The organism is Nocardia sp. NPDC051833 (assembly GCF_040681225.1).
Lineage (GTDB): Bacteria > Actinomycetota > Actinomycetes > Mycobacteriales > Mycobacteriaceae > Nocardia.
Genome location: NZ_JBFAYK010000006.1, coordinates 98,981 through 117,449, shown reverse-complemented (window position 1 = coordinate 117,449; position 18,469 = coordinate 98,981). Strand labels below are relative to the sequence as shown.

At 71.9% G+C, this 18,469-nt stretch carries 15 protein-coding genes; 3 read left to right on the top strand and 12 right to left on the bottom strand.

What is annotated here, in order from left to right; genetic code table 11:
• Window positions 1-4: 4 nt before the first annotated feature.
• A complete protein-coding gene (locus tag AB0L91_RS32425) occupies window positions 5-2,134 on the bottom strand; it encodes a heavy metal translocating P-type ATPase (protein WP_365016469.1) in 2,130 nt (709 codons plus the stop codon).
• 129 nt (window positions 2,135-2,263) lie between these two features.
• Here AB0L91_RS32425 and AB0L91_RS32420 point away from each other — a divergent pair, with 129 nt between their 5' ends.
• On the top strand, window positions 2,264-2,623 hold the full coding sequence (locus tag AB0L91_RS32420; RefSeq protein ID WP_355280132.1) for a metalloregulator ArsR/SmtB family transcription factor: 360 nt from the start codon (window positions 2,264-2,266) through the stop codon (window positions 2,621-2,623).
• A gap of 119 nt (window positions 2,624-2,742) precedes the next feature.
• Here the strand turns inward: AB0L91_RS32420 and AB0L91_RS32415 are convergent, their stop codons facing one another.
• The 4 genes from AB0L91_RS32415 to AB0L91_RS32400 all read right to left on the bottom strand — a co-directional run bounded on the left by AB0L91_RS32415 (window position 2,743) and on the right by AB0L91_RS32400 (window position 8,237).
• Window positions 2,743-3,825, bottom strand: coding sequence for a phytoene/squalene synthase family protein (locus tag AB0L91_RS32415; RefSeq protein ID WP_365016425.1), 1,083 nt, complete (start codon window positions 3,823-3,825; stop codon window positions 2,743-2,745).
• Entirely contained in the window at window positions 3,822-5,474 is a 1,653-nt protein-coding gene (locus AB0L91_RS32410) for an alpha-(1->6)-mannopyranosyltransferase A (protein WP_365016423.1), read from the bottom strand. The genes AB0L91_RS32415 and AB0L91_RS32410 overlap by 4 nt, the downstream gene beginning before the upstream one ends.
• Window positions 5,475-5,575: 101 nt before the next feature.
• Complete coding sequence (gene crtI, locus AB0L91_RS32405; RefSeq protein WP_365016422.1) at window positions 5,576-7,201, bottom strand: phytoene desaturase family protein; 1,626 nt, start codon at window positions 7,199-7,201, stop codon at window positions 5,576-5,578.
• A gap of 7 nt (window positions 7,202-7,208) precedes the next feature.
• A complete protein-coding gene (locus AB0L91_RS32400; protein WP_355280188.1) occupies window positions 7,209-8,237 on the bottom strand; it encodes a polyprenyl synthetase family protein in 1,029 nt (342 codons plus the stop codon).
• Between the two features lie 485 nt (window positions 8,238-8,722).
• On the opposite strand from AB0L91_RS32400, the gene AB0L91_RS32395 reads away from it, so the two are divergent.
• A complete protein-coding gene (locus tag AB0L91_RS32395) occupies window positions 8,723-9,643 on the top strand; it encodes a methylenetetrahydrofolate reductase (RefSeq protein WP_365016466.1) in 921 nt (306 codons plus the stop codon).
• On the opposite strand, the gene AB0L91_RS32390 is transcribed toward AB0L91_RS32395, so the two are convergent.
• On the bottom strand, window positions 9,633-10,220 hold the full coding sequence (locus AB0L91_RS32390; protein WP_365016421.1) for a DUF2867 domain-containing protein: 588 nt from the start codon (window positions 10,218-10,220) through the stop codon (window positions 9,633-9,635). The two genes, AB0L91_RS32395 and AB0L91_RS32390, sit on opposite strands and share 11 nt — an antisense overlap.
• 239 nt (window positions 10,221-10,459) lie before the next feature.
• Between AB0L91_RS32390 and AB0L91_RS32385 the strand changes: the two genes are divergently transcribed.
• Entirely contained in the window at window positions 10,460-11,317 is an 858-nt protein-coding gene (locus tag AB0L91_RS32385) for a hypothetical protein (protein WP_365016419.1), read from the top strand.
• A gap of 65 nt (window positions 11,318-11,382) precedes the next feature.
• Here the strand turns inward: AB0L91_RS32385 and AB0L91_RS32380 are convergent, their stop codons facing one another.
• The 6 genes from AB0L91_RS32380 to AB0L91_RS32355 are packed head-to-tail and all read right to left on the bottom strand — an operon-like array spanning window position 11,383 to window position 18,448.
• On the bottom strand, window positions 11,383-12,534 hold the full coding sequence (locus AB0L91_RS32380) for an LLM class flavin-dependent oxidoreductase (RefSeq protein ID WP_365016417.1): 1,152 nt from the start codon (window positions 12,532-12,534) through the stop codon (window positions 11,383-11,385).
• Window positions 12,531-13,340, bottom strand: coding sequence for a DUF1684 domain-containing protein (locus AB0L91_RS32375; protein WP_365016415.1), 810 nt, complete (start codon window positions 13,338-13,340; stop codon window positions 12,531-12,533). The genes AB0L91_RS32380 and AB0L91_RS32375 overlap by 4 nt, the downstream gene beginning before the upstream one ends.
• Complete coding sequence (locus AB0L91_RS32370) at window positions 13,337-14,704, bottom strand: NtaA/DmoA family FMN-dependent monooxygenase (RefSeq protein ID WP_365016413.1); 1,368 nt, start codon at window positions 14,702-14,704, stop codon at window positions 13,337-13,339. Before AB0L91_RS32370 ends, AB0L91_RS32375 begins: the two co-directional genes overlap by 4 nt.
• Complete coding sequence (locus AB0L91_RS32365; protein WP_365016411.1) at window positions 14,701-15,858, bottom strand: LLM class flavin-dependent oxidoreductase; 1,158 nt, start codon at window positions 15,856-15,858, stop codon at window positions 14,701-14,703. Before AB0L91_RS32365 ends, AB0L91_RS32370 begins: the two co-directional genes overlap by 4 nt.
• Entirely contained in the window at window positions 15,855-17,552 is a 1,698-nt protein-coding gene (locus tag AB0L91_RS32360; RefSeq protein ID WP_365016409.1) for an ABC transporter ATP-binding protein, read from the bottom strand. The genes AB0L91_RS32365 and AB0L91_RS32360 overlap by 4 nt, the downstream gene beginning before the upstream one ends.
• Entirely contained in the window at window positions 17,549-18,448 is a 900-nt protein-coding gene (locus AB0L91_RS32355) for an ABC transporter permease (RefSeq protein WP_365016407.1), read from the bottom strand. The genes AB0L91_RS32360 and AB0L91_RS32355 overlap by 4 nt, the downstream gene beginning before the upstream one ends.
• Window positions 18,449-18,469: the final 21 nt, after the last annotated feature.

Here is an 18,469-nt window from a genome sequence, read left to right as displayed (position 1 = left end):
GGTCCTAGCGGCGCCCGGTCGCGTGCTCGTGTGCCCGGCGCCAGGCGGACGAGCGCAGCAGCCGCAGGCCGTTGAGGCCGACGATGACGGTCGAACCCTCGTGTCCGAGGACGCCGAGCGGCAGCGGCAGGTGCCAGATCAGGTCCCACAGGACCAGGACGCCGAGGAAGCCTGCCGCGATGGCCAGGTTGGCCAGCACCACCCGGCGTGCGCGCCGCGACAGCGCGATCACGGTGGGGATGGTGGTCAGTTCGTCGCGGACGACGATGGCGTCGGCGGTCTGCACCGTCAGGTCCGAGCCGACACCGCCCATCGCGATCCCCACGTGCGCGGCGGCCAGGGCGGGCGCGTCGTTGATCCCGTCACCCACCATCGTCACCCGGGACCCGTCGGCGGCCAGCTCGCGCACCGCAGCCACCTTGTCGTGCGGCAGCAACCCGGCTCGCACCTCGTCGATGCCGAGTCTGCGTGCGAGCCGATCCGCGGTGGCGTGATGATCGCCGGTCAACAGTACCGGCGCGCTGCCGGTGGACGCGGCGAGCGCGGCGACCGCGTCCGCCGCCTCGGGGCGGATCTGATCGGTGAAGGCGAGCACCGCGACCGGTTCGTCGTCGCGCAGCACGAGCACCGCCGTGTGGCCACGGGCCCGCATCATCGCGACGATGTCCGCGACGGTCGCCGGTGGCGGCCCGACGGTGGACGCGTGCTGCGCTCCGGTCGGGTCCCCTGCGGATCCGGTGTCTCCTGACCCCTGCGCGGCGATGGCAGGGGATCCCCACGCCTCGGTGTCGTTGTCCCCGTGGGCAACCCCGTTGTCGGAATCTGCCGTCTCGTGGACCGCATCGTGGCCGGCGGGTGTCGCCGCGGCGCGGGGATCGCCGTCGGCGAGCACGGTCGGTGAGCTCACGCGCACGAGGCTGCCGTCGACCAGCCCGGACACGCCGCGGCCGGGGTAGGCGGTGAAGTCGCGGACGGCCGGGAAGACCAGCCCGCGCTGCCTGGCGGCGCGCACGATCGCCGCGGCCAGCGGATGTTCGCTCGGGTGCTCGACCGCGGCGGCCAGGCGCAGGACCTGCTCCTCGGTGACCGCGCTGCCCGGCAGCGGCTGGATCGCCACCAGCTCCGGGGTGCCGCGGGTGAGGGTGCCGGTCTTGTCGAAGGCGACGACGGTCGTCGCGCCGAGCTGCTCCATCACCACCGCCGACTTCACCAGCACACCGTGGCGGCCCGCGGTGGCGATGGCGGCCAGCAGCGGCGGCATGGTGGCCAGGACCACCGCGCACGGCGAGGCCACGATCATGAAGGTCATGGCGCGCAGCAGCGAATCCCGCAGCGCCGCACCGAGGATCAGCGGAACGGTGAACACGGCGAGGGTGGCGACGACCATGCCGATCGAATAGCGCTGCTCGATCTTCTCGATGAACAGCTGGGTCCTGGCCTTGGTGCGGCCCGCCTCCTCGACCAGTGCCGCGATCCGGGCGACTACCGAGTCCGCGGCCCGGCGCTCGACCCGGACCCGCAGCGCGCCGGTGCCGTTGAGCGTCCCGGCGAACACCTCGTCGCCGGTGGCCTTGTCGATCGGCAACGGTTCGCCGGTGATGGTGGCCTGGTCGACCTCGCTCGCCCCGTCGACGACCCGTCCGTCGGCGGCGATCCGGTCGCCCGGGCGGACCAGGATCACGTCACCGACCGCGAGATCGGCGGCGGCGACGGTCTGTTCGCCGTCGTCGGTGAGCTGGGTCGCGGTCTCGGGGGCGAGGGTCAGCAACCCGCGGACCGAGTCCTCGGTGCGGGTCGTCGCCAGCGCTTCGAGCGCGCCCGAGGTGGCGAAGATGACGATGAGCAGCGCGCCGTCCACGACCTGGCCGATCGCCGCCGCCCCGAGCGCGGCCGCCACCATGAGCAGGTCGACGTCGAGGGTCTTGTCCCGCAACGCTTTCAGGCCCTCGAGTCCCGGTTCCCAGCCGCCGACGAGGTAGCAGGCCAGCAGCAGCGCCCACCACAGCCAGTCCGGTCCGCCGGTCAGCTTCGCGGTCAGGCCGAGCGCGAACAGCGCGATCGCCGCGGCCGCCCAGCGCATCTCGGGAATCGCGAACAGCCCGGTCCGCGCGGTCGATCCGCGCGCGGCGGTGATGGCGGGACGGGGCGGTGAGGCGGTGGACGAGACCACGGGGGCACCTCCGAGGCGGGGCAACAGGGGACCCGAGAATAACAGATCATATGAAGAGATATTCATGTGATAGGGTCCGCTAAACTCCACGCCATGGGACACGGTGTGGAAAGCGATCGGCCGGTGACCAGGCTGGACGCCGCGGCCGCCGCGCACGTCGCGACCACCCTGCAGGCGCTGGCCACCCCGAGCAGACTGTTGATTCTGTCCGAGCTACGCCAGGGCCCGCGCCCGGTCACCGAGCTCGCCGAGGCGGTGGGGATGGAGCAGTCCGCCGTCTCGCATCAGCTGCGGCTGCTGCGCAACCTGGGCCTGGTCACCGGTACCCGCGCCGGGCGAAGCATCGTGTACAGCCTCTACGACCAGCACGTCGCCCAGTTGCTCGACGAGGCCGTCTATCACAGTGAGCACCTGCGGCTCGGCCTCGCCGAGCGTCCCGAGATCGCGGGCTGAGCCGCCGCTATCGCGGTCTCCTGGCGGTCGCCTCGGCGAACGGCCCAGGGGCCGACACGATCCGGCGCACCCAGCTGCTCGCTGACGACGCGATGCCGGGTCGTGCGGTCGCGTGCGCGCTACCGTGCGCCCCGGTCAGGTAGGGGTACGGCGGTGGCGAATCCCTTGGCGGCGACCAGGATTCGACGGTGATTGGGTACCGTCGCCCGCCGCTCGAAGACCTGGTACTCCGCTGCTTCGATGCGGTCGAGGATCTCGGCGTAGAGCGCGGCGGCGGTGTGGATCGCCGGCCGGACCCGAGGCTTGAGCAGCTCGATACCGGGTTCGGCACGGCGGTAGATATCGCGATTGACGGCGATCAGATGCGCCAGCGCCCGGCGCAGCGGCTGATCGACGCGCCCTCGGGCGCGGCACGCGCGCAGATGGGCTTCGTCGACACCGAACGCGGCCAATTCCTCGGTCGGCAGATAGATCCGGTCGCGGTCGAGGTCCTCGGCGACATCGCGCAGGAAGTTGGTGAGCTGGAACGCCTCGCCCAGCGCGGCGGCGGCCGGTTCCGCGTCGGCGACCGGGACGACCGTGCCGAGCACCGGCAGCAGTTGCAGACCGATGGCGGCCGCGGAACCGCGCATGTACTCGCGCAACTCGGTCATGGTGGCGTAGCGGGTGCGGTGGCCCGCGGTGCCGGGCACGTCCATGCGCATGGCGTCGAGGAACGTCCAGAAGTGGGTGTGCGCGATGTCGTAGCGGGCGATGGTGTCGGCGGCGGCGGTGAGGATCTGGCGGCGGCGCGGGTCGCCGCTGTCGATGTCGCCGTGTTCGAGGGCGAGGCGGAGCTGCTTCTCCACCAGGTCGAGGTGCTGGGCCGGGCTGATCGCGGCGGGGCCGTCCGCCGCCGCGACGAACGCGCCGTCGCGCGGGTCGAGCACGCGGGCCGGGTCGTCGGCGTGGTCGACGATGTCGTCCACCATGCGGGCGAAGGCGTAGAGCGCGTGCACCGCTCGTCGTCGCGGTGGGGTGAGCAGGGTGGTCGCCAGGTAGTACGTGCGACCGTGCTCGGCGGCGACGCGGCGGCAGCTCGCGTACGCCGCGTCGAGCGAGTCCACGGTGGCGTCGGGTCCGGTGGTCGGCGCGTTCTCGCCGGCCGAGCGGATGGGACGCGCCGCCGGGTCGGCGGGCGCACCCGGACGCTGACGACTCATGCCCGGACGGTGGGCGCCGGTTCCCTGATGGCCCGGCGGGAACTGGCCGAGCGCAGGTGCAACGGGTCGACGTGGCGCAGCGACAGCGCGGCGACGACGGCGGCGAAGGTGGCCAGCGCGACGTGCCAGAAGTTGTACAGCCCGATCGACCCGTCCGGCTGGAACACCAGCATCAGCCAGGTGCACAACCCGACCAGCCACTGCAGCGTCACCGTCGACAGCGCGAAACCGGCGGCCAGCGCCAGCGGCCACGAGTAGTACCAGGGCAGCGCGGCGGGGGAGAGCAGCACGATCGCGACGAACGCGATGACGATGCCGAGCACGGCCTCGCGCTCGGAGTGCCGGAACCGCCACCAGATGGCGACCAGCAGGGCCACCAGGGCGAACTTGCACAGTTCCCTGGTCACGCTGAGCACCGAGTCCAGCCGCAGCGGGGTCACCCAGGTGACCATGTGCGCCAGGATCGTCGGCAGCGACAGCCAGTTGATGATCTTGTTCGAGCCCTGCAGCGCGGTGACCCAGCCGAACCCGACCCCCGCGATCGCCGAGGCGGCGCCGAACACCAGCGCGAACACGCCGACGCCGATACCGGCGATCTTGGCGAAGACGAACAGCGGATGCGGCATGTCCGCCGACGGACGGGCCGCGTCGGGATGCTTCTGGTCCTCGGACACTTCCGGATCGGTGGCGCCCCGTTCGGCGGCGCGGCGTTCCTTCTCGTGCAGGATCCAGATCCACACCAGGAACGGCAGCGCGACGCCCGCGGTGGCCTTGATCGCGACGCCGATGGCGACCACGACGATGCCGGCCACATGGTGGCGCTCGAGCACCAGCGCGATGCCCGCGCACATCAGCCCGACCATCAGCATCTCGTTGTGCACGCCACCGATCAGGTGCACCAGTACGAGCGGGTTGAGCACCGCCAGCCACAGCGCCACGGTGGGCTTGCCGCCCAGGTGCTTGGTCAGGTACGGCACCGCCCACATCATCAGCGCCAGGCCGGGCAGCATGACGATCCGCAGCGCGATGGTGCCCGCGATGACGTTGTCGCCGGTGATCATGGTGAGCACGCGGCCGATGAGCAGGAACATCGGGCCGTACGGCGCGGTCGTGGTGGTCCAGACCGGGCTCACGTTGTCCAGCAGCACACCGGGATTGGCGACGGGACCCACCTGGTAGGGGTCGAAACCGTCGCGCAACAGCGCGCCCTGGGCGAGATAGGAGTAGGCGTCGCGGCTGAACATCGGCGCCGCGAACAGCAGCGGCGTGATCCAGATGCCGACGATGGCCCGCAGCTCGTTCAGCGTGACCTGCGCGCCGTCCTTGCCGAGGGTGTTGCGGCCCAGCCGAACCCACGCCGTGATCATCATCAGCACACCGAGCCAGATGACGATCGTCGAGAGCGCGTAGCCGTGGCCGAACCGCAGCCAGGACAGGTGCAGCGCCTCGAGCAGCGGGTCGCGCTTGCGCACCGCGCCCGCGCCGAACCCGCCGAAGGTGATCATCACCGCGCCGAAGAAGCCCATGACGGCCGCGTGACCTTCGGGACTGCGGACGAAGTCGCCCGCGGTCCGTAGCCGGGACCGGACGCCGGGATCGGTCCCGGTGGGCAGGTGGCGCTGCGGCTCGAGGGTGCGCGTGGTGTCCATGGGGCCTACGGTCGTCTCAGGGGGCGGCATGTTCGGTCGGTCCCCCCGGATGGTCGGCGGTCGCAACCGCGAGCTGATAAGTCGGCCGTCAGTTTACGGCTTCACCTTGGAACACTAGCCCGGTGGTCGGTGGCGTTGCGCGTCCGGCTGCCGGTGATTCGTACCGCGGCCAGCTTGCCCGACAGCAACGTGGTGGGTACACCCACCCCCGGAGTGGTGCCGCAACCTGCGAGAACGACGTTGTCCACGCCCCTTGGCAGGTTGCGCGGCCGGAACGGACCGGTCTGGCGGAACAGGTGGGCCACCGAGAACGGTGTGCCCGCGATCATGCCCTGCGCCGCCCAGGTGACCGGGGTGTCGACGTGGTCGATCCGGAAATGCTCGGCGACGCCGGTGTAGCCGCGCCGCTCCAGCTCCGCCAGCAGCTCGCGCAGGTAGGCGGGGGCGAGGCGATCCCAGTCCAGCGGCGCGGCGTCCAGATTGGGGCACGGCGCGAGCAGCGAGAACGGTTCGTGCCTGCCGTCGGCCCGGTCGACGTAGAGCCCGGGATCGGTGAGCGCGGGCCTGGTCAGCAGCAGCGACGGGTCGCTCATCACCCGGCCGCGGCCGCGGCGCGCGGAGATCTCGGTGAAGGTCGTCGCCCAGGCGGCGCCGAAATCGATCGTGTGGTGCGCCTGCACCGGCCACCGCGCGGCGACCTCGGCGGGCACGGTGCCGTGCGCGACCACGGCCGACGGCGACGCCCGCAACCCGCGCCGGTACCGCAGACCGAATCGGGGCAGCGACCCGAGATCGGCGGTCAGGACGACGGCGTCACAGGCGAATCCGCGCCCATCGGCGGTGCGCACCGCCGATGCGCGGCGGCCTGCGGGCGACCGGGTACGCCCGGTGCTCGAGTCTGGAGACCGTTCGGGTGACGACCCGGCGCCGGTCGTGTAGTCGACGCCGACGACCTCGGCCCCGAGCACGAGGTTGCCGCCCGCCGCGGTGAACGCGTCGGCGAGCGCGCTGGTGATCGCGCGCATGCCGCCCTCGGGGAAGTAGACGCCGAGGCAGGTATCCATGTTGGGGATCGCGCCGTAGAGCGCCAGCGCCTTGTCCGGCACCGTGCCCGCGTAGAGCGCCTGGAAGGTGAACAGCCGGGCCAGCCGCTCGTCCCGCAGATAGGACCGCACCCGCGGCCCCAGCTTGCCGAAGCCGCCGAGGCGGGCGAGCCTGGTCAGCCCGGCCCGCGCGGACGCGCTGCGGACCAGGTCCAGCGGCGAATCGAAGTTCGCGTCCATGAACTCGTCGTATTCGGCGTCGTAGATCCGCCCCAGCCAGGCGCGCAGCCGCCGGTAATTGCGGGCCTCGGCCGGTCCGCAGGCGCGGGCTACCTCGGCGGCCATCTCCTCGGCGTCGTCGAAGACGCGGATGTCGGTGCCGTCGGCGTAGCGCGCGTGATAGGCGGGCGCGAGGCGGTGGATGCGCAGGCCCACGTCTTCCCGCGTCTGCCCGACCGCGGCCAGCGCCTCGTCGATCAGCTCCGGCAGCGTGAGCACGGTGGCCCCGTTGTCGATCTCGTAGTCGCCGAACCGGTAGCGCCCGACCCGGCCGCCCGGATGATCGGCCCGTTCGAGCACGGTCACCTCGCGGCCCGCGCCGCGCAGATGCAGCGCGGCGGCCAGCCCGGCCAGCCCCGCGCCGACCACGACGACATGATTCGTCTGTCCCACAACGCTTCTCATCGCGGGCTCAGGCGGTGCGGCGGGTGGCGGCCAGCGCCATGTCGTGCAGTAACCGCTTGGCCTGCGCGGTGGCGCTGCTCGTGGCCACCGCGCGCAGGCCGGTGTCGGTGAGCTCGGTGATCCGGCGCTCGACCTCGTCGACCGCGCCGAGCTCGGTGAGCAGCGCGCGCAGCCGGTCGACCGCCGCGTCGTCGAGATCGGTGCCGAGTCCGGTGCGGATCAGGGCCGCGGGCTCCGGCTCCGCGCGCCGCAGCGCCTCCGCGATGAGCACGGTGCGCTTGCCCTCGCGCAGGTCGTCGCCGGACGGCTTGCCGGTGACGGCGGGGTCGCCGAACACGCCGAGCAGGTCGTCGCGCAGCTGGAAGGCGATGCCGACGTCGGTGCCGTAGGTGCGCAGCGCCGCCACCAGGGCGTCGTCGGCCCCGGCCAGCGCGGCGCCCAGGTGCAGCGGGCGCTCGATGGTGTACGCGGCGGTCTTGTACCGGTTGATCCGCAGCGCGGCCTCCACCGATTCGTCGCCGCCCGCCTCGCCGTTGATGTCGAGCAGCTGCCCGCCCAGCACCTCGGTGCGCATCCGCGCCCAGACCGGGGCGAACCTGGCCAGCGCCGCGGGGGCGAGCCCGGCCTCGTGCACCAGGTCGTCGGCCCAGGCCAGGGCGAGATCGCCGATCAGGATGGCGACGGCCCGGCCGTACTCGGCGCCGTCGCCGGGCCAGCCCGCCGCGCGATGCCGGTCCTCGAACTCGATGTGCACGGTCGGGTAGCCGCGCCGGGTCTGCGAGGAATCGATGATGTCGTCGTGCACCAGTGCGCACGCCTGCACCAGTTCCAGCGCCGCGCAGGCGGTGAGCACCGCGGCCGCGTCCGGTCCGGCCGGATCGCCGCCGGCCCCGAGCCACCCGGTCCAGGCGAAGCCGGGCCGGGTGCGCTTACCGCCCCGGATGACGAACTGTTCCAGCGCCAGGGCGGCGTCGACGAAGACCGGCCCGAGCGGCTCGACGATCTCGCGCCGCGAGGCGAAGAAATCGGCAAGCACCTGCTCGACCGCGGCGACGAACGCGGGCGTGCCCGGCGTGAGCGTGGCGAGATCGACCGTCTCCGAGGTGTCGGCGACGGACCGGGACAGCGGGGTACCGATTCCGGCGGACAGGGTGGCCTCCAGGTGCGGGAGTGGGCGAGCGGATGGACGCCGATCGCACGCGGCGGCGCGATCACCGGGGTTCTGTCGCAGAATACGCGGGTGGCGCGGGGGTGTCGTCGGCGCACAGGGCCGCTGCGACCGACCCCACACCCGGCGTTTCGGCGGCGTCTGCGCGGTCCGTAGGCCGCGTTCAGCGGACTTGACGGTCGAGCGGCTGGTCCGTGCCCGATTTCGGGTGGCCGTGGCCGTCGATTCCCGGTCGGCGCCGCGGCGTCGGGGCGCACCACTACACTGAACCGGTGACATTCGACGATGGACGGGGACGTTCGACCCCTGATCGACCCGCCCGGAAGCAGTCGATCGTCTCGAACACCCCCTCGGTGGTGCAGAGCCTGCGTGCCCACTCGGGCAGCGGCGTGCCCTTCTCGGTGGAGTTCAACCCGCCCCGCGACGCGGCGGGCGAGGCCCGGCTGTGGCGCGCGGTCCGCGAGTTCGAGTGCATGCACCCGGCCTATGTGTCGATGACCTACGGCGCCGGCGGCTCCACCAAGGACCGCACCGTGCGGATCACCGGTGAGCTGGCCACCGAGACCACGCTGCTCCCCGTCGCCCACCTCACCGCCGTCGGGCACAGCATCGACGAGCTGCGCGCGCTGGTCGGCTCCTACGCCGACTCCGGCATCCGTAACCTGCTCGTCCTGCGCGGCGACCCGCCGGGCGATCCGCTCGGCGAGTGGCGCAAGCATCCCGAGGGCGTCGAGTACGCCGAGGAACTGGTGCGCATCGTGCGCGACCTGGGCGATTTCCACGTCGGTGTCGCCTCGTTCCCGCAGGGGCACCACCGCTCGCCCGACCTCGACCACGACACCCGGCAGCTGACCGCGAAACTGCGTGCGGGCGCGGAGTATTCGATCACCCAGATGTTCTTCGACGTCGAGCACTACCTGCGGCTGCGCGACCGGGTGGTGGCGATGGACCCGGTCGAGGGCGCCAAGCCGATCATCCCCGAGCTGATGCCGATCACCTCGCTGCGCACCGTGCAGCGTGCCGAGGAGCTGTGCGGCCGTCCGCTCGAGCCGTCGGTGCTGGCCCGGCTGACCCGCGCCGCGGGCACCGGCCCGGAGGAGGACAAGGCGGCCGTGCGCGCCGAGGGCATCCAGATCGCCACCGAGATGGCCCAGCGCCTGATCGACGAGGGCGCCCCCTGCCTGCACTTCATCACCCTGAACTTCGCGAAGGCGACCAGCGAGGTCCTCACCAACCTCGGCTACGGCGTGACGGCGGCCCCGCTCAGCGCGTGAGCGTCAGCTCGGTCCACACCCGCTCCCAGTTCCTGGTCATCGCCGGATAGACGATCAGGTACCGGAACGGCTTGATGAAGGCCATGTAGGCGCGTCCGAACCATCCGTTCGGTTTCACCAGCACCGCCATCTGCAGGTGGTAGCCGGGCCCGTCGTCGTCGGGCACCCACCCCAGGTGCATCACCCCGTGCATGGTGCCGTTGGCGATCTCGGCGGCGTATTCGTCGTCGAGGACATACACGCTGGTGAGCGGGCTGTCCGTGTCCTCGGGCACCGGCGTGTCCCGCAGGTCGGCGGGTAGTCGATCCCGCAGCGACGCCACCCGCCTGCCCGTTCCGGCCGACTCCCGATCCCACCCGAACACCTCGCCCAGCTTCCAGCGGATCGCGAACAACACCCCGGTGACGCCGGACGACTCGGATGCCCGCGCCGCCTGCAACGCCGCGAGCAACGCCGGAAAATCCCCGGCCCGCCCACCCGGCGTCCGAAACCGCCACACATCCTCGACCTCGAAATCCGGGGCGATCTCGTGAATGCGCCACCCCCGCCCCGTGTGCGCCACAGCCGGAACTCGCATGAGAACCCTCTCTCCGTACGGATGCGTATGGAGAGAGCGTACCCCTGTTGTACGCCTACGTATAGATCTGATTCGGGGCGGCGGTGGAATCCGGCGATCGTGTCGGCGCGTGCGGGCGGCGGACACGTTTGTGCCTGAGCCGATAAGACTCCGGATAATTCGGACAGCAACGGCGTGGCACACCGGACTCGCCGAACGCTGTTGGCGCATCACGGAATTCGCGACCTAGGGTGCCCAGCATGCCCAGTTACCTGCACGAAGGTGTCCTGGAGTTGGTCCGCGCGGATCTCACCCTGGCCGCCACCCTCATCGCCGAAGTCTGCGATGTCCCCGTTCCCGGCTACACCGGAGCGACCACCGAGCAGTGCGACTTCTCCGATATCGGCCCCAAGGAATTCCGCGGCGATCTGGCGCTGAGTCTCCACGACGCCGACGGTGTGGCCGTGCTCGGCATCTGTGTCGAGGTCCAGCTCTCGGAGAAGCCACACAAGCAATGGAGCTGGCCGGTCTACCTGACCACTCTGCGCGCCCGATTGCGCTGTCCCGTAGTGCTTCTGGTCGTGGTCCCCACGGCCCGCGTGGCCGCCTGGGCGGCCGAACCGATCGATATCGGCCACCCGGGTTTCGCCCTGCGCCCCCTAGTCGTCGGCCCTGACCGCGTGCCGCTGGTGACCGACCCCATGGAAGCCGCGTCCTCCCCGGAACGCGCTGTCCTCTCGGCCATGGCGCACGGCAACGGACCCCACTCCGACGAGGTCTTCACCGCCCTCCTCGTCGGCCTGACGAAGACCGACGACGAACGCGCGCGGATGTACCATGACCTGGTCGATGAGGTGTTGTCCGAGGCGGCCAGCCGACGGTTGGAGGAATTGATGACGATGACCTACGAATACCAGGGCCGAATCGCCCGCAAGTACGTCGAGCAGGGCCGCGAAGAAGCTACCGCGGCCAGCATCCTCACCGTTCTCGGTGCGCGTCGACTCGTTGTCTCCGACGAGCAGCGGGCTCGTATCGAGAGTTGCCGAGACATGAACCAACTCGAGACCTGGCTGAAGCGCGCGATCGACGCCGCCATGACCGCCGACATCTTCGACTGATTCGACTCATTTCGTGAGACACCGAGGGACGGGCCGCGGTAGGTCGCGGTCCCGTCCCTCGATACTCAGGCCGCGCGGGCGGGGCGAAGGCCCCAGGCGTCGGCCAGGAGGCGGTGGGACTCCAGGCGGTCGTGGTGGTGGTGGGTGATGGTGGTGACCAGGAGTTCGGTGGCGTCGGTGAGGGTGGCGAGGGCCTGGAGGCGTTCGGTGACGGTGTCGGGGGTACCGACGATCTGGGCGGCCAGGCGGTCCTCGACGAGGCGGAGCTGGTCGGGGGTGAGGGGGGCGGCGGTGTCGGGGTCGAGGTATTCGCTCGCGCCGGAACCGCTGCGGATGCTGTGCACCCAGTGGCCGTAGGTGCTCGCGTGGTGGCGGGCGGTGGCCGCGTCGGCGGCGACGACCACGTCGGCCGAGACGATCACGTGCGGTTCGGTGAGGGTGGCCGAGGGCCGGAAGGCCGCCCGGTACGCCTCGACCGCGTCCAGCGCGGTACCGGGAGCGACGTGGTAGGCCGCGGCGAACGGCAGCCCGAGGCGACCCGCCAGTTCGGCGCTCTCCCCGGCCGTGCTGCCGAACAACCACAGCTCCACCTCGGCACCCTCACCCGGAACGGCGTGCAGCGCAACATCGTTGGCGCCGACGTAGCTGCCTGCCAACAGCGCGCGCACCTCGCCGACCTGCTCGGGAAAGGCCTGCGCCTCCGCACCCGGCTGCTGCAGCGCCGCGAGCGAGGCGATGAACTTGGACCGGTCGGTGATCCCGCGCGGATCGAACGGCGGCGGCACCACCACCCCGTCGCGGATCTCGGTGCGCCCGACGAGCGCGTCGAGCACCGGCCGGCTGCCCTTGGTGGTCGAGACCTCGGCACCGAACTGGCTGCGCCGATGCCCGGACCGGCCCAGCCCCAGGTCCAGCCGGCCCGGGGCCACCGCGTCGACGGTGCCGAACGCCTCGACGATCGAGGCGGAGGTGTGGTGGCCCACCTGCACCGCGCCGGTGCCGACCCGGATGCGCGAGGTGGCCGACGCGACGAGGCCGAGCAGGGTCAGCGACGACGAACTGGCCACCGACACGAAGTGGTGCTCGGCCAGCCAATACCGGTGGTAGCCCCACTGTTCGGCCCGCCGGGCCAGATCGAGGGTGTTGCGCACGGCCTGCGCGGCGGAGGACCCGGCGCTGATCGGCGAGAGGTCGAGGATCGATAGCGGAACGGTCACAGCGTCGGATCCTGTTCTCCCGCTTCGATCGCCACCCGCAGCCGGTTCTCGGCCGGCGCGACCGGGCAGGTCGCGTAGTCGGTGAAGGCGCACGGCAGGTTGACCGCCCGGTTGAAGTCCAGCGTCACGGTGCCGTCGGCCTCGACCGCCCCGATCGCCAGCGACCGCGCCGCCGGGTAGGTGGTGACGCCGCTGGTGGCGTCGGTGAACAGCACCTTCAGATCCCCGGGCGTGCCGAAGGCGACGAGCGTCTCGGTGGTGTCGCCGATCCGGAATTCGACGATGCCCGCGGCACGGTGGTGGTGCTCGAGCCCGTCGACGACCGCGCCGGTGGTGACGGTGCGCGCGGTGTCGAACGCGGTGAACCGCCCGGTGACGACCCAGCGCGGATCGGCGGCGTAGGCGGGAACCCCGGTGAACGCGGCCAGCGTCGGCGCGGCCGGGTCGTGCACCCGCACCGCGAACTGCCCGGAGCGGCGGATCACTTCGAAGACCCGCTCCTCGTTGAACACGCTCAGTCCGGGCGCGCCCTCTGCGGGGACCAGGATCTGCACGCCGCCGATCCGCTCACCGTCGACATCGAGCCGGTCGGCGGGCTGGGCGGTGATGAACACCTTCTCGTCGGTCACCCACCAGGTGCCGGGCAGGCCGTCGATGCGCTCGGGGCTGTCGGTGAGCCAGTGCAGGCCGGCCAGGCTGAGCCAGCCCAGCGGGTCGCGCAGGCCGTCCTCGCGGGCATCGTGCCAGCGGTGCCAGTCGTCGGTGAACGTGGTTGCGGTGCTGGTGGTATCGACGGTGATCGTCATGACGCGCGTGCTCCTTCGGCGACGGTGGGGTGATGGGGATGACGCAGACCGAGGTGGTCGCGCAGCGTGGTGCCCTGGTACTCGGTGCGGAAACTGCCGCGTTCCTGCAGTTCCGGCACCACCCGGTCGACGAATTCGTCGAGCCCCGCGGGCGTGAGGTGCGGGACGAGGATGAAGCCGTCGGCCGCGTCGGACTGCACGTAGTGGTCGATCTGCTCGGCGACCTGGACCGGGGTGCCGATGAACTGCTGCCGCGTGGTGACCTCGATGATCAGTTCGCGGATGCTCAGGTTCCCGGCCTCGGCCCGTTCGCGCCACGCCTTCGCCACGGCCAGTGGATCTTTCGCGTGCCGCACCCGGCCGCGGGTGATCTCGGTCGTCGTGTCGGGCTCGAGGTCGGGCAGCGGGCCGTCGGGGTCGTAGCCGGAAAGGTCGCGGCCCCAGACCTGTTCGAGGAAGGCGAGGGCGGTCTGCGGGCTCACCTGCTGGTAGCGGATGTGCCTGGCCCGCTCGTGCGCCTCGGCCTCGCTGTCGCCGAGCACGAACGTCGCCGCCGGGAAGACCAGCAGTTCGTCGTGGGAGCGGCCGTATTTCGCCAGTCTGCCCTTGATATCGGCGTAGAACGCCTGCCCGGCCTCGAGGGTGCCGTGCACGGTGAAGATGGCGTCGGCGGCCTTCGCGCCGAACTCGCGGCCCTCCTCGGAGTCGCCCGCCTGCAACAGCACCGGATGCCCCTGCGGGCTGCGCGGCAGCACGAACGGCGCCTCGAGGTCGAACTGGCTGCTGCGCACGGCCGTGGCGGGCACGTCGTCGGCGAAGACGCCACGCTCCCGGTCGATCACGAGCGCGTCGGCGGGCCAGCTGTCCCACAGCGTCTTGGTCGCCTCGACCACCTCGGCGGCGCGGCGGTAGCGGTCGCTGTGCTCCAGATAGCCGCCGCGCCGGAAGTTCTCGCCGGTGAACGCGTCGGAGGAGGTGACGACGTTCCAGGCGGCGCGTCCGCCGGAGAGGTGATCGAGCGAGGCGAACTGCTTGGCCAGCTCGAACGGCTCGTTGTAGGTGCTGTTGATGGTGCCGGCCAGCCCGAGCTTCTCGGTGACCGCGGCGACCGCGTTGAGCACGGTCAGCGTGTCCGGCCTGCCCACCACGTCGAGATCGTGGATGCGGCCGCGGTGTTCGCGCAGCCGCAGGCCCTCGGCGAGGAAGAAGAAGTCGAACAGACCGCGTTCGGCGGTGCGGGCCAGGTGCTCGAAGGACGCGAAATCGACCTGCGACTTCGACGCCGGATCGGCCCAGACGGTGGTGTTGTTGACGCCGGGGAAGTGCGCGGCGAGGTGGACTTGCTTGCGTGGCTTCGTGCTCACAGCGCGGCTCCCTGCGTGCTCTCGGCGTAGCGGCTGGTCGGGCGGGGGAGTCCGAGGCGCTCGCGCAGCGTGCGGCGCTGAGCTGTCGCGGTGGCCTCGGGATCGACCGCACCGGCGCCGGATCCGATCGGGGTGAGTGCGGTCAGGGCGGCGTGCAGCGCCAGTGGGCGCAGGACGACGCCGTCGGCGATGTCGTCGGCGGCGATCGCGGCGAGCAGGTCGCGCAGCTCGGCCGCGGTGCCCACCTGCCGCAGGCCGGACGGGTCGCCGGTCGTGCCGGACCATCGGTCCAGCTCGTCGACCTCGGCACGGGCGCGCTCGGCCGAATCGGCCAGGTGCACCGGCAGATCCAGCAGCACGCGCACCGTGTCGGGATCACGGCCGGCCCTGGCGACGGCGGCGCGCAGGGCGGCGCGGCGGGCGGCGGCCGTCGCCGTATCGGGCGCGCTGATCCGGAGCAGGTCGGCGCGCCGGACCGCGACGTCGGTGGCCGCGGTCTCGTCGGCGCGCACGGTGACCAGGGGCTGACCCTGGGGCGAGCGCGGGGTGATCGACGGGCCCTTGACCGAGAAGTGGTCACCGGCGAAGTCGATGTAGTGCAGGCGATCCCGGTCTATGAACCGGCCGGTGGGGACGTCGCGGATCTCGGCGTCGTCCTCCCAGCTGTCCCACAGCCGGGTCACCACCTCGACCGCGTCGTCGGCCTCGTGCCACAGGTCGGCCGCGTCCTGGACCAGCTTGCGGCCGAACGCCTTCGCCTCGGTGGCGGTGGTCGAGACGCCGACTTCCCAGCCGGCCCGGCCCAGGCTCGCGAAGTCGAGCGCGGCGATCGCCTTGGACACGTGGAACGGTTCGGTGTGGGTGACCGGCGCCTGCGGGATCAGCCCGATCCGGTGGGTGCGCGGCGCGACGCGGGCGGCGATCGCGACGGCGTCGAGCCTGCCGCGGGTCACCGCGGTGCCGCCGTCCTGCACGCCGAACGCGTCGGGCAGGAACACGGCGTCGGCGCCGAGCTGTTCGGCGCGTGTCACCACGTCGATCCAGTAGCCCGCCGTGAACAGGTCCTCGGCACGCGAGTCCGCGCGTCGCCAGGACGCGGGATGCGTTCCGGTGCCCGCGGTCTCGATGCCGAGGAACAGGGCGTTCTCGCTCATCGGGTGAGGTCCTTTCCGTCGAGAGGGTCGATCCGGACGCCCGGCGTGGGGATCGCGGCGAGCAGTTCGCGCGTGTAGTCGTGCCGCGGATCGGTGAACAAGGTGGCGGTCGGGCCCGTCTCGACGATGCGACCGTGCCGCATCACCGCCACCCGATCGCTGATCTGCCGGACAACGGCCAGATCGTGGGAGATGAACAGATAGCCGAGCGCGAGCTCTCGCTGCAGCCCGTCGAGCAGGTCGAGGATCTGCGCCTGCACCGAGGCGTCCAGCGCCGAGACCGGCTCGTCGAGCACCAGCAGGTCCGGCCGCAGGGCCAGCGCGCGGGCGATGGCGACGCGCTGGCGCTGGCCACCGGACAGTTCGGCGGGCCTGCGCGCGGTGAACTCGCCCGACAGCGCGACCTGGTCGAGCAGTTCGCCCACCCGTCGGGCCCGCGCGGCACGGTCGCCGACGCCGTAGGCGTGCAGCGGTTCGGCGATGATGTCGCCGACCTGCCAGCGTGGATCCAGCGACGAGTACGGGTTCTGGTACACCACCTGGAAGCGCCTGCGCAGCGCGCGCAGCCTGCGCCTGCGCGCGCTGGTGAGGTCGTGCCCGTCGAAGGTCACCGTGCCGCTGTCGGGGTCGGTCAGCCGCAGCGCGATCCGCGCGGTGGTGGACTTGCCCGAACCGGATTCGCCGACCAGCGCGAGTGTCTCGCCCCGGTCGAGGGTGAACTCGACATCGTCGACCGCGGTGACATCGGCCGCGTGGAACCGCTTGTGCAGGGCCCGCACCGACAGCAGCGGCGACTCGGCCCTGGTGCGCGGCGGCCGGAATCCGGCGGGCGCGAGCGCGGGGGAGGCGGCCAGCAACCGGCGCGTGTACGGGTGCTGCGGATGGGTGAGAACCTGTGCCGCCGGGCCGGATTCGACCACCTCGCCGCGCTCGAGCACCACCAGCCGGTCGGCCCGCTCGGCGGCGACGGCCAGATCGTGGGTGATCAGCAGCACGGCCGTGCCGCGGGCGGCGATCCGTTCGGCCAGCCGGTCCAGTACCTGCCGGGCCACCGTCGCGTCCAGCGCGCTGGTGGGTTCGTCGGCGATGATCAGCTCCGGACCGCAGGCCAGCGCGATGGCGATCAGCACCCGCTGCCGCTGGCCGCCGGACAGCTCGTGCGGATACTGCCGGGCGCGCAGCTCGGGGCGGTCGAGGCCGACTTCCGTGAGCAGGTCCAAGGCCCGCAACCGGGCGCCGCGCCGATCGGCCAGCCGATGCACCAGCAGTGCCTCGGCCACCTGATCACCCACGCGCAGGACCGGATTCAGCGACAGACCCGGGTCCTGGGGCACCAGTCCCACCCGGGCGCCGCGCAGGCGCCGCAGGGCTTTCTCGTCGGTCGGGTCGACCTGTTCCCCGGCGAATTCGATCCCGCCGGAGACGTAGCGCGCGGACTCGCCGAGCAGGCCGATCACCGCGTGCGCCAGGGTGGACTTGCCCGAGCCGGATTCCCCGACCAGCGCCACCACCTCGCCGCGGCCGACCTCGATCGAGGCGCCGCGCAGGGCGTCGACCGGGCCGGAACTCGCGCGGTACTTGATGCGCAACTCGTCGACCCGCAGGAGGGGACCGGCCTGCGTCGGTACGGCTTCCGTGTGTGCGGCGGACGTGCCCTCGGCCGGCGTCGTGTGCGTGGCCGCCGACTCGCTCATCGGGTCTCCGCCTTTCCGACGTATCGGCCGAGGCGCTGTGCCGAGAGCACGACCGCGACGATGACCAGACCCGGCAGCGTCGTCAGCCACCACGCCGAGGCGAGGAAGTTGCGACCCTCCGAGATCAGCGAACCCCATTCGGGGGTGGGTGGTTTGGTGCCGTAGCCGAGGAAGCTCAGCGAGGACACCGCCAGCACGGCCATGCCGAACTCCACCGCCGCCAGCGCCAGCACCGGCTGGAACGCATTGGGCAGCACGTGCTTGGCGAGCACCGCGTACCAGCGCACCCCGGACGCGTGCGCGGCCTCCACGTACGGCGCGTGCCGCACCCGCAGCACCTCCGAGCGCATCACCCTGGCGAAGTTCGCGATGAGCGAGATGCCCACGGCCAGCGCGACATTGCGGGTGCCGAAGCCCAGCGCGGTCACCAGCGCCAGGGACAGCAGCAGCGCGGGGATCGAGAGCAGCACGTCGACGACCCGCATGATCGCGGTGTCGACGATCCCGCCCGCCGCGCCGGAGAACAGCCCCAGCAGCGCGCCGACCACCAGGGCGATGCCGACGGCGGTCAGGGTCGCGGTGAGCGAGAGCCCGGCGCCGTGCACCATCCTGGTGTAGAGGTCGCGGCCGAGATTGTCGGTGCCGAACCAGTGCGCCGCGCTGGGCGCCTGGAACTTCTCGGCGGGCACGCCGGTCAGCGGGTCGCCGGGCGCGAACACCGACGGCGCCGCCGCCCAGCCGATCGCGACGGCGAGCACCAGGCCGGCGAGCACCAGGCCCGGATGTCCACGGACCCAGCGCGCGATCTCGGCGGCCCGTCGCGTCCACGCGGTGCTGTCGTCGGCCGTGCCGGGCCGCTCGGCGACCGAGCCACGGCGCACGAGGATGTCAACCATGGGTGTTCCCTTCGGTCTCGG

Excerpts from the sequence above, each read along its gene's own strand:
- AB0L91_RS32420 (WP_355280132.1), top strand. The coding sequence starts at position 2,264 with ATGGGACACGGTGTGGAAAGCGATCGGCCGGTGACCAGGCTGGACGCC.
- AB0L91_RS32415 (WP_365016425.1), bottom strand. The coding sequence starts at position 3,825 with ATGAGTCGTCAGCGTCCGGGTGCGCCCGCCGACCCGGCGGCGCGTCCC.
- AB0L91_RS32410 (WP_365016423.1), bottom strand. The coding sequence starts at position 5,474 with ATGGACACCACGCGCACCCTCGAGCCGCAGCGCCACCTGCCCACCGGG.
- crtI (WP_365016422.1), bottom strand. The coding sequence starts at position 7,201 with ATGAGAAGCGTTGTGGGACAGACGAATCATGTCGTCGTGGTCGGCGCG.
- AB0L91_RS32390 (WP_365016421.1), bottom strand. The coding sequence starts at position 10,220 with ATGCGAGTTCCGGCTGTGGCGCACACGGGGCGGGGGTGGCGCATTCAC.
- AB0L91_RS32385 (WP_365016419.1), top strand. The coding sequence starts at position 10,460 with ATGCCCAGTTACCTGCACGAAGGTGTCCTGGAGTTGGTCCGCGCGGAT.
- AB0L91_RS32375 (WP_365016415.1), bottom strand. The coding sequence starts at position 13,340 with ATGACGATCACCGTCGATACCACCAGCACCGCAACCACGTTCACCGAC.
- AB0L91_RS32365 (WP_365016411.1), bottom strand. The coding sequence starts at position 15,858 with ATGAGCGAGAACGCCCTGTTCCTCGGCATCGAGACCGCGGGCACCGGA.
- AB0L91_RS32360 (WP_365016409.1), bottom strand. The coding sequence starts at position 17,552 with ATGAGCGAGTCGGCGGCCACGCACACGACGCCGGCCGAGGGCACGTCC.
- AB0L91_RS32355 (WP_365016407.1), bottom strand. The coding sequence starts at position 18,448 with ATGGTTGACATCCTCGTGCGCCGTGGCTCGGTCGCCGAGCGGCCCGGC.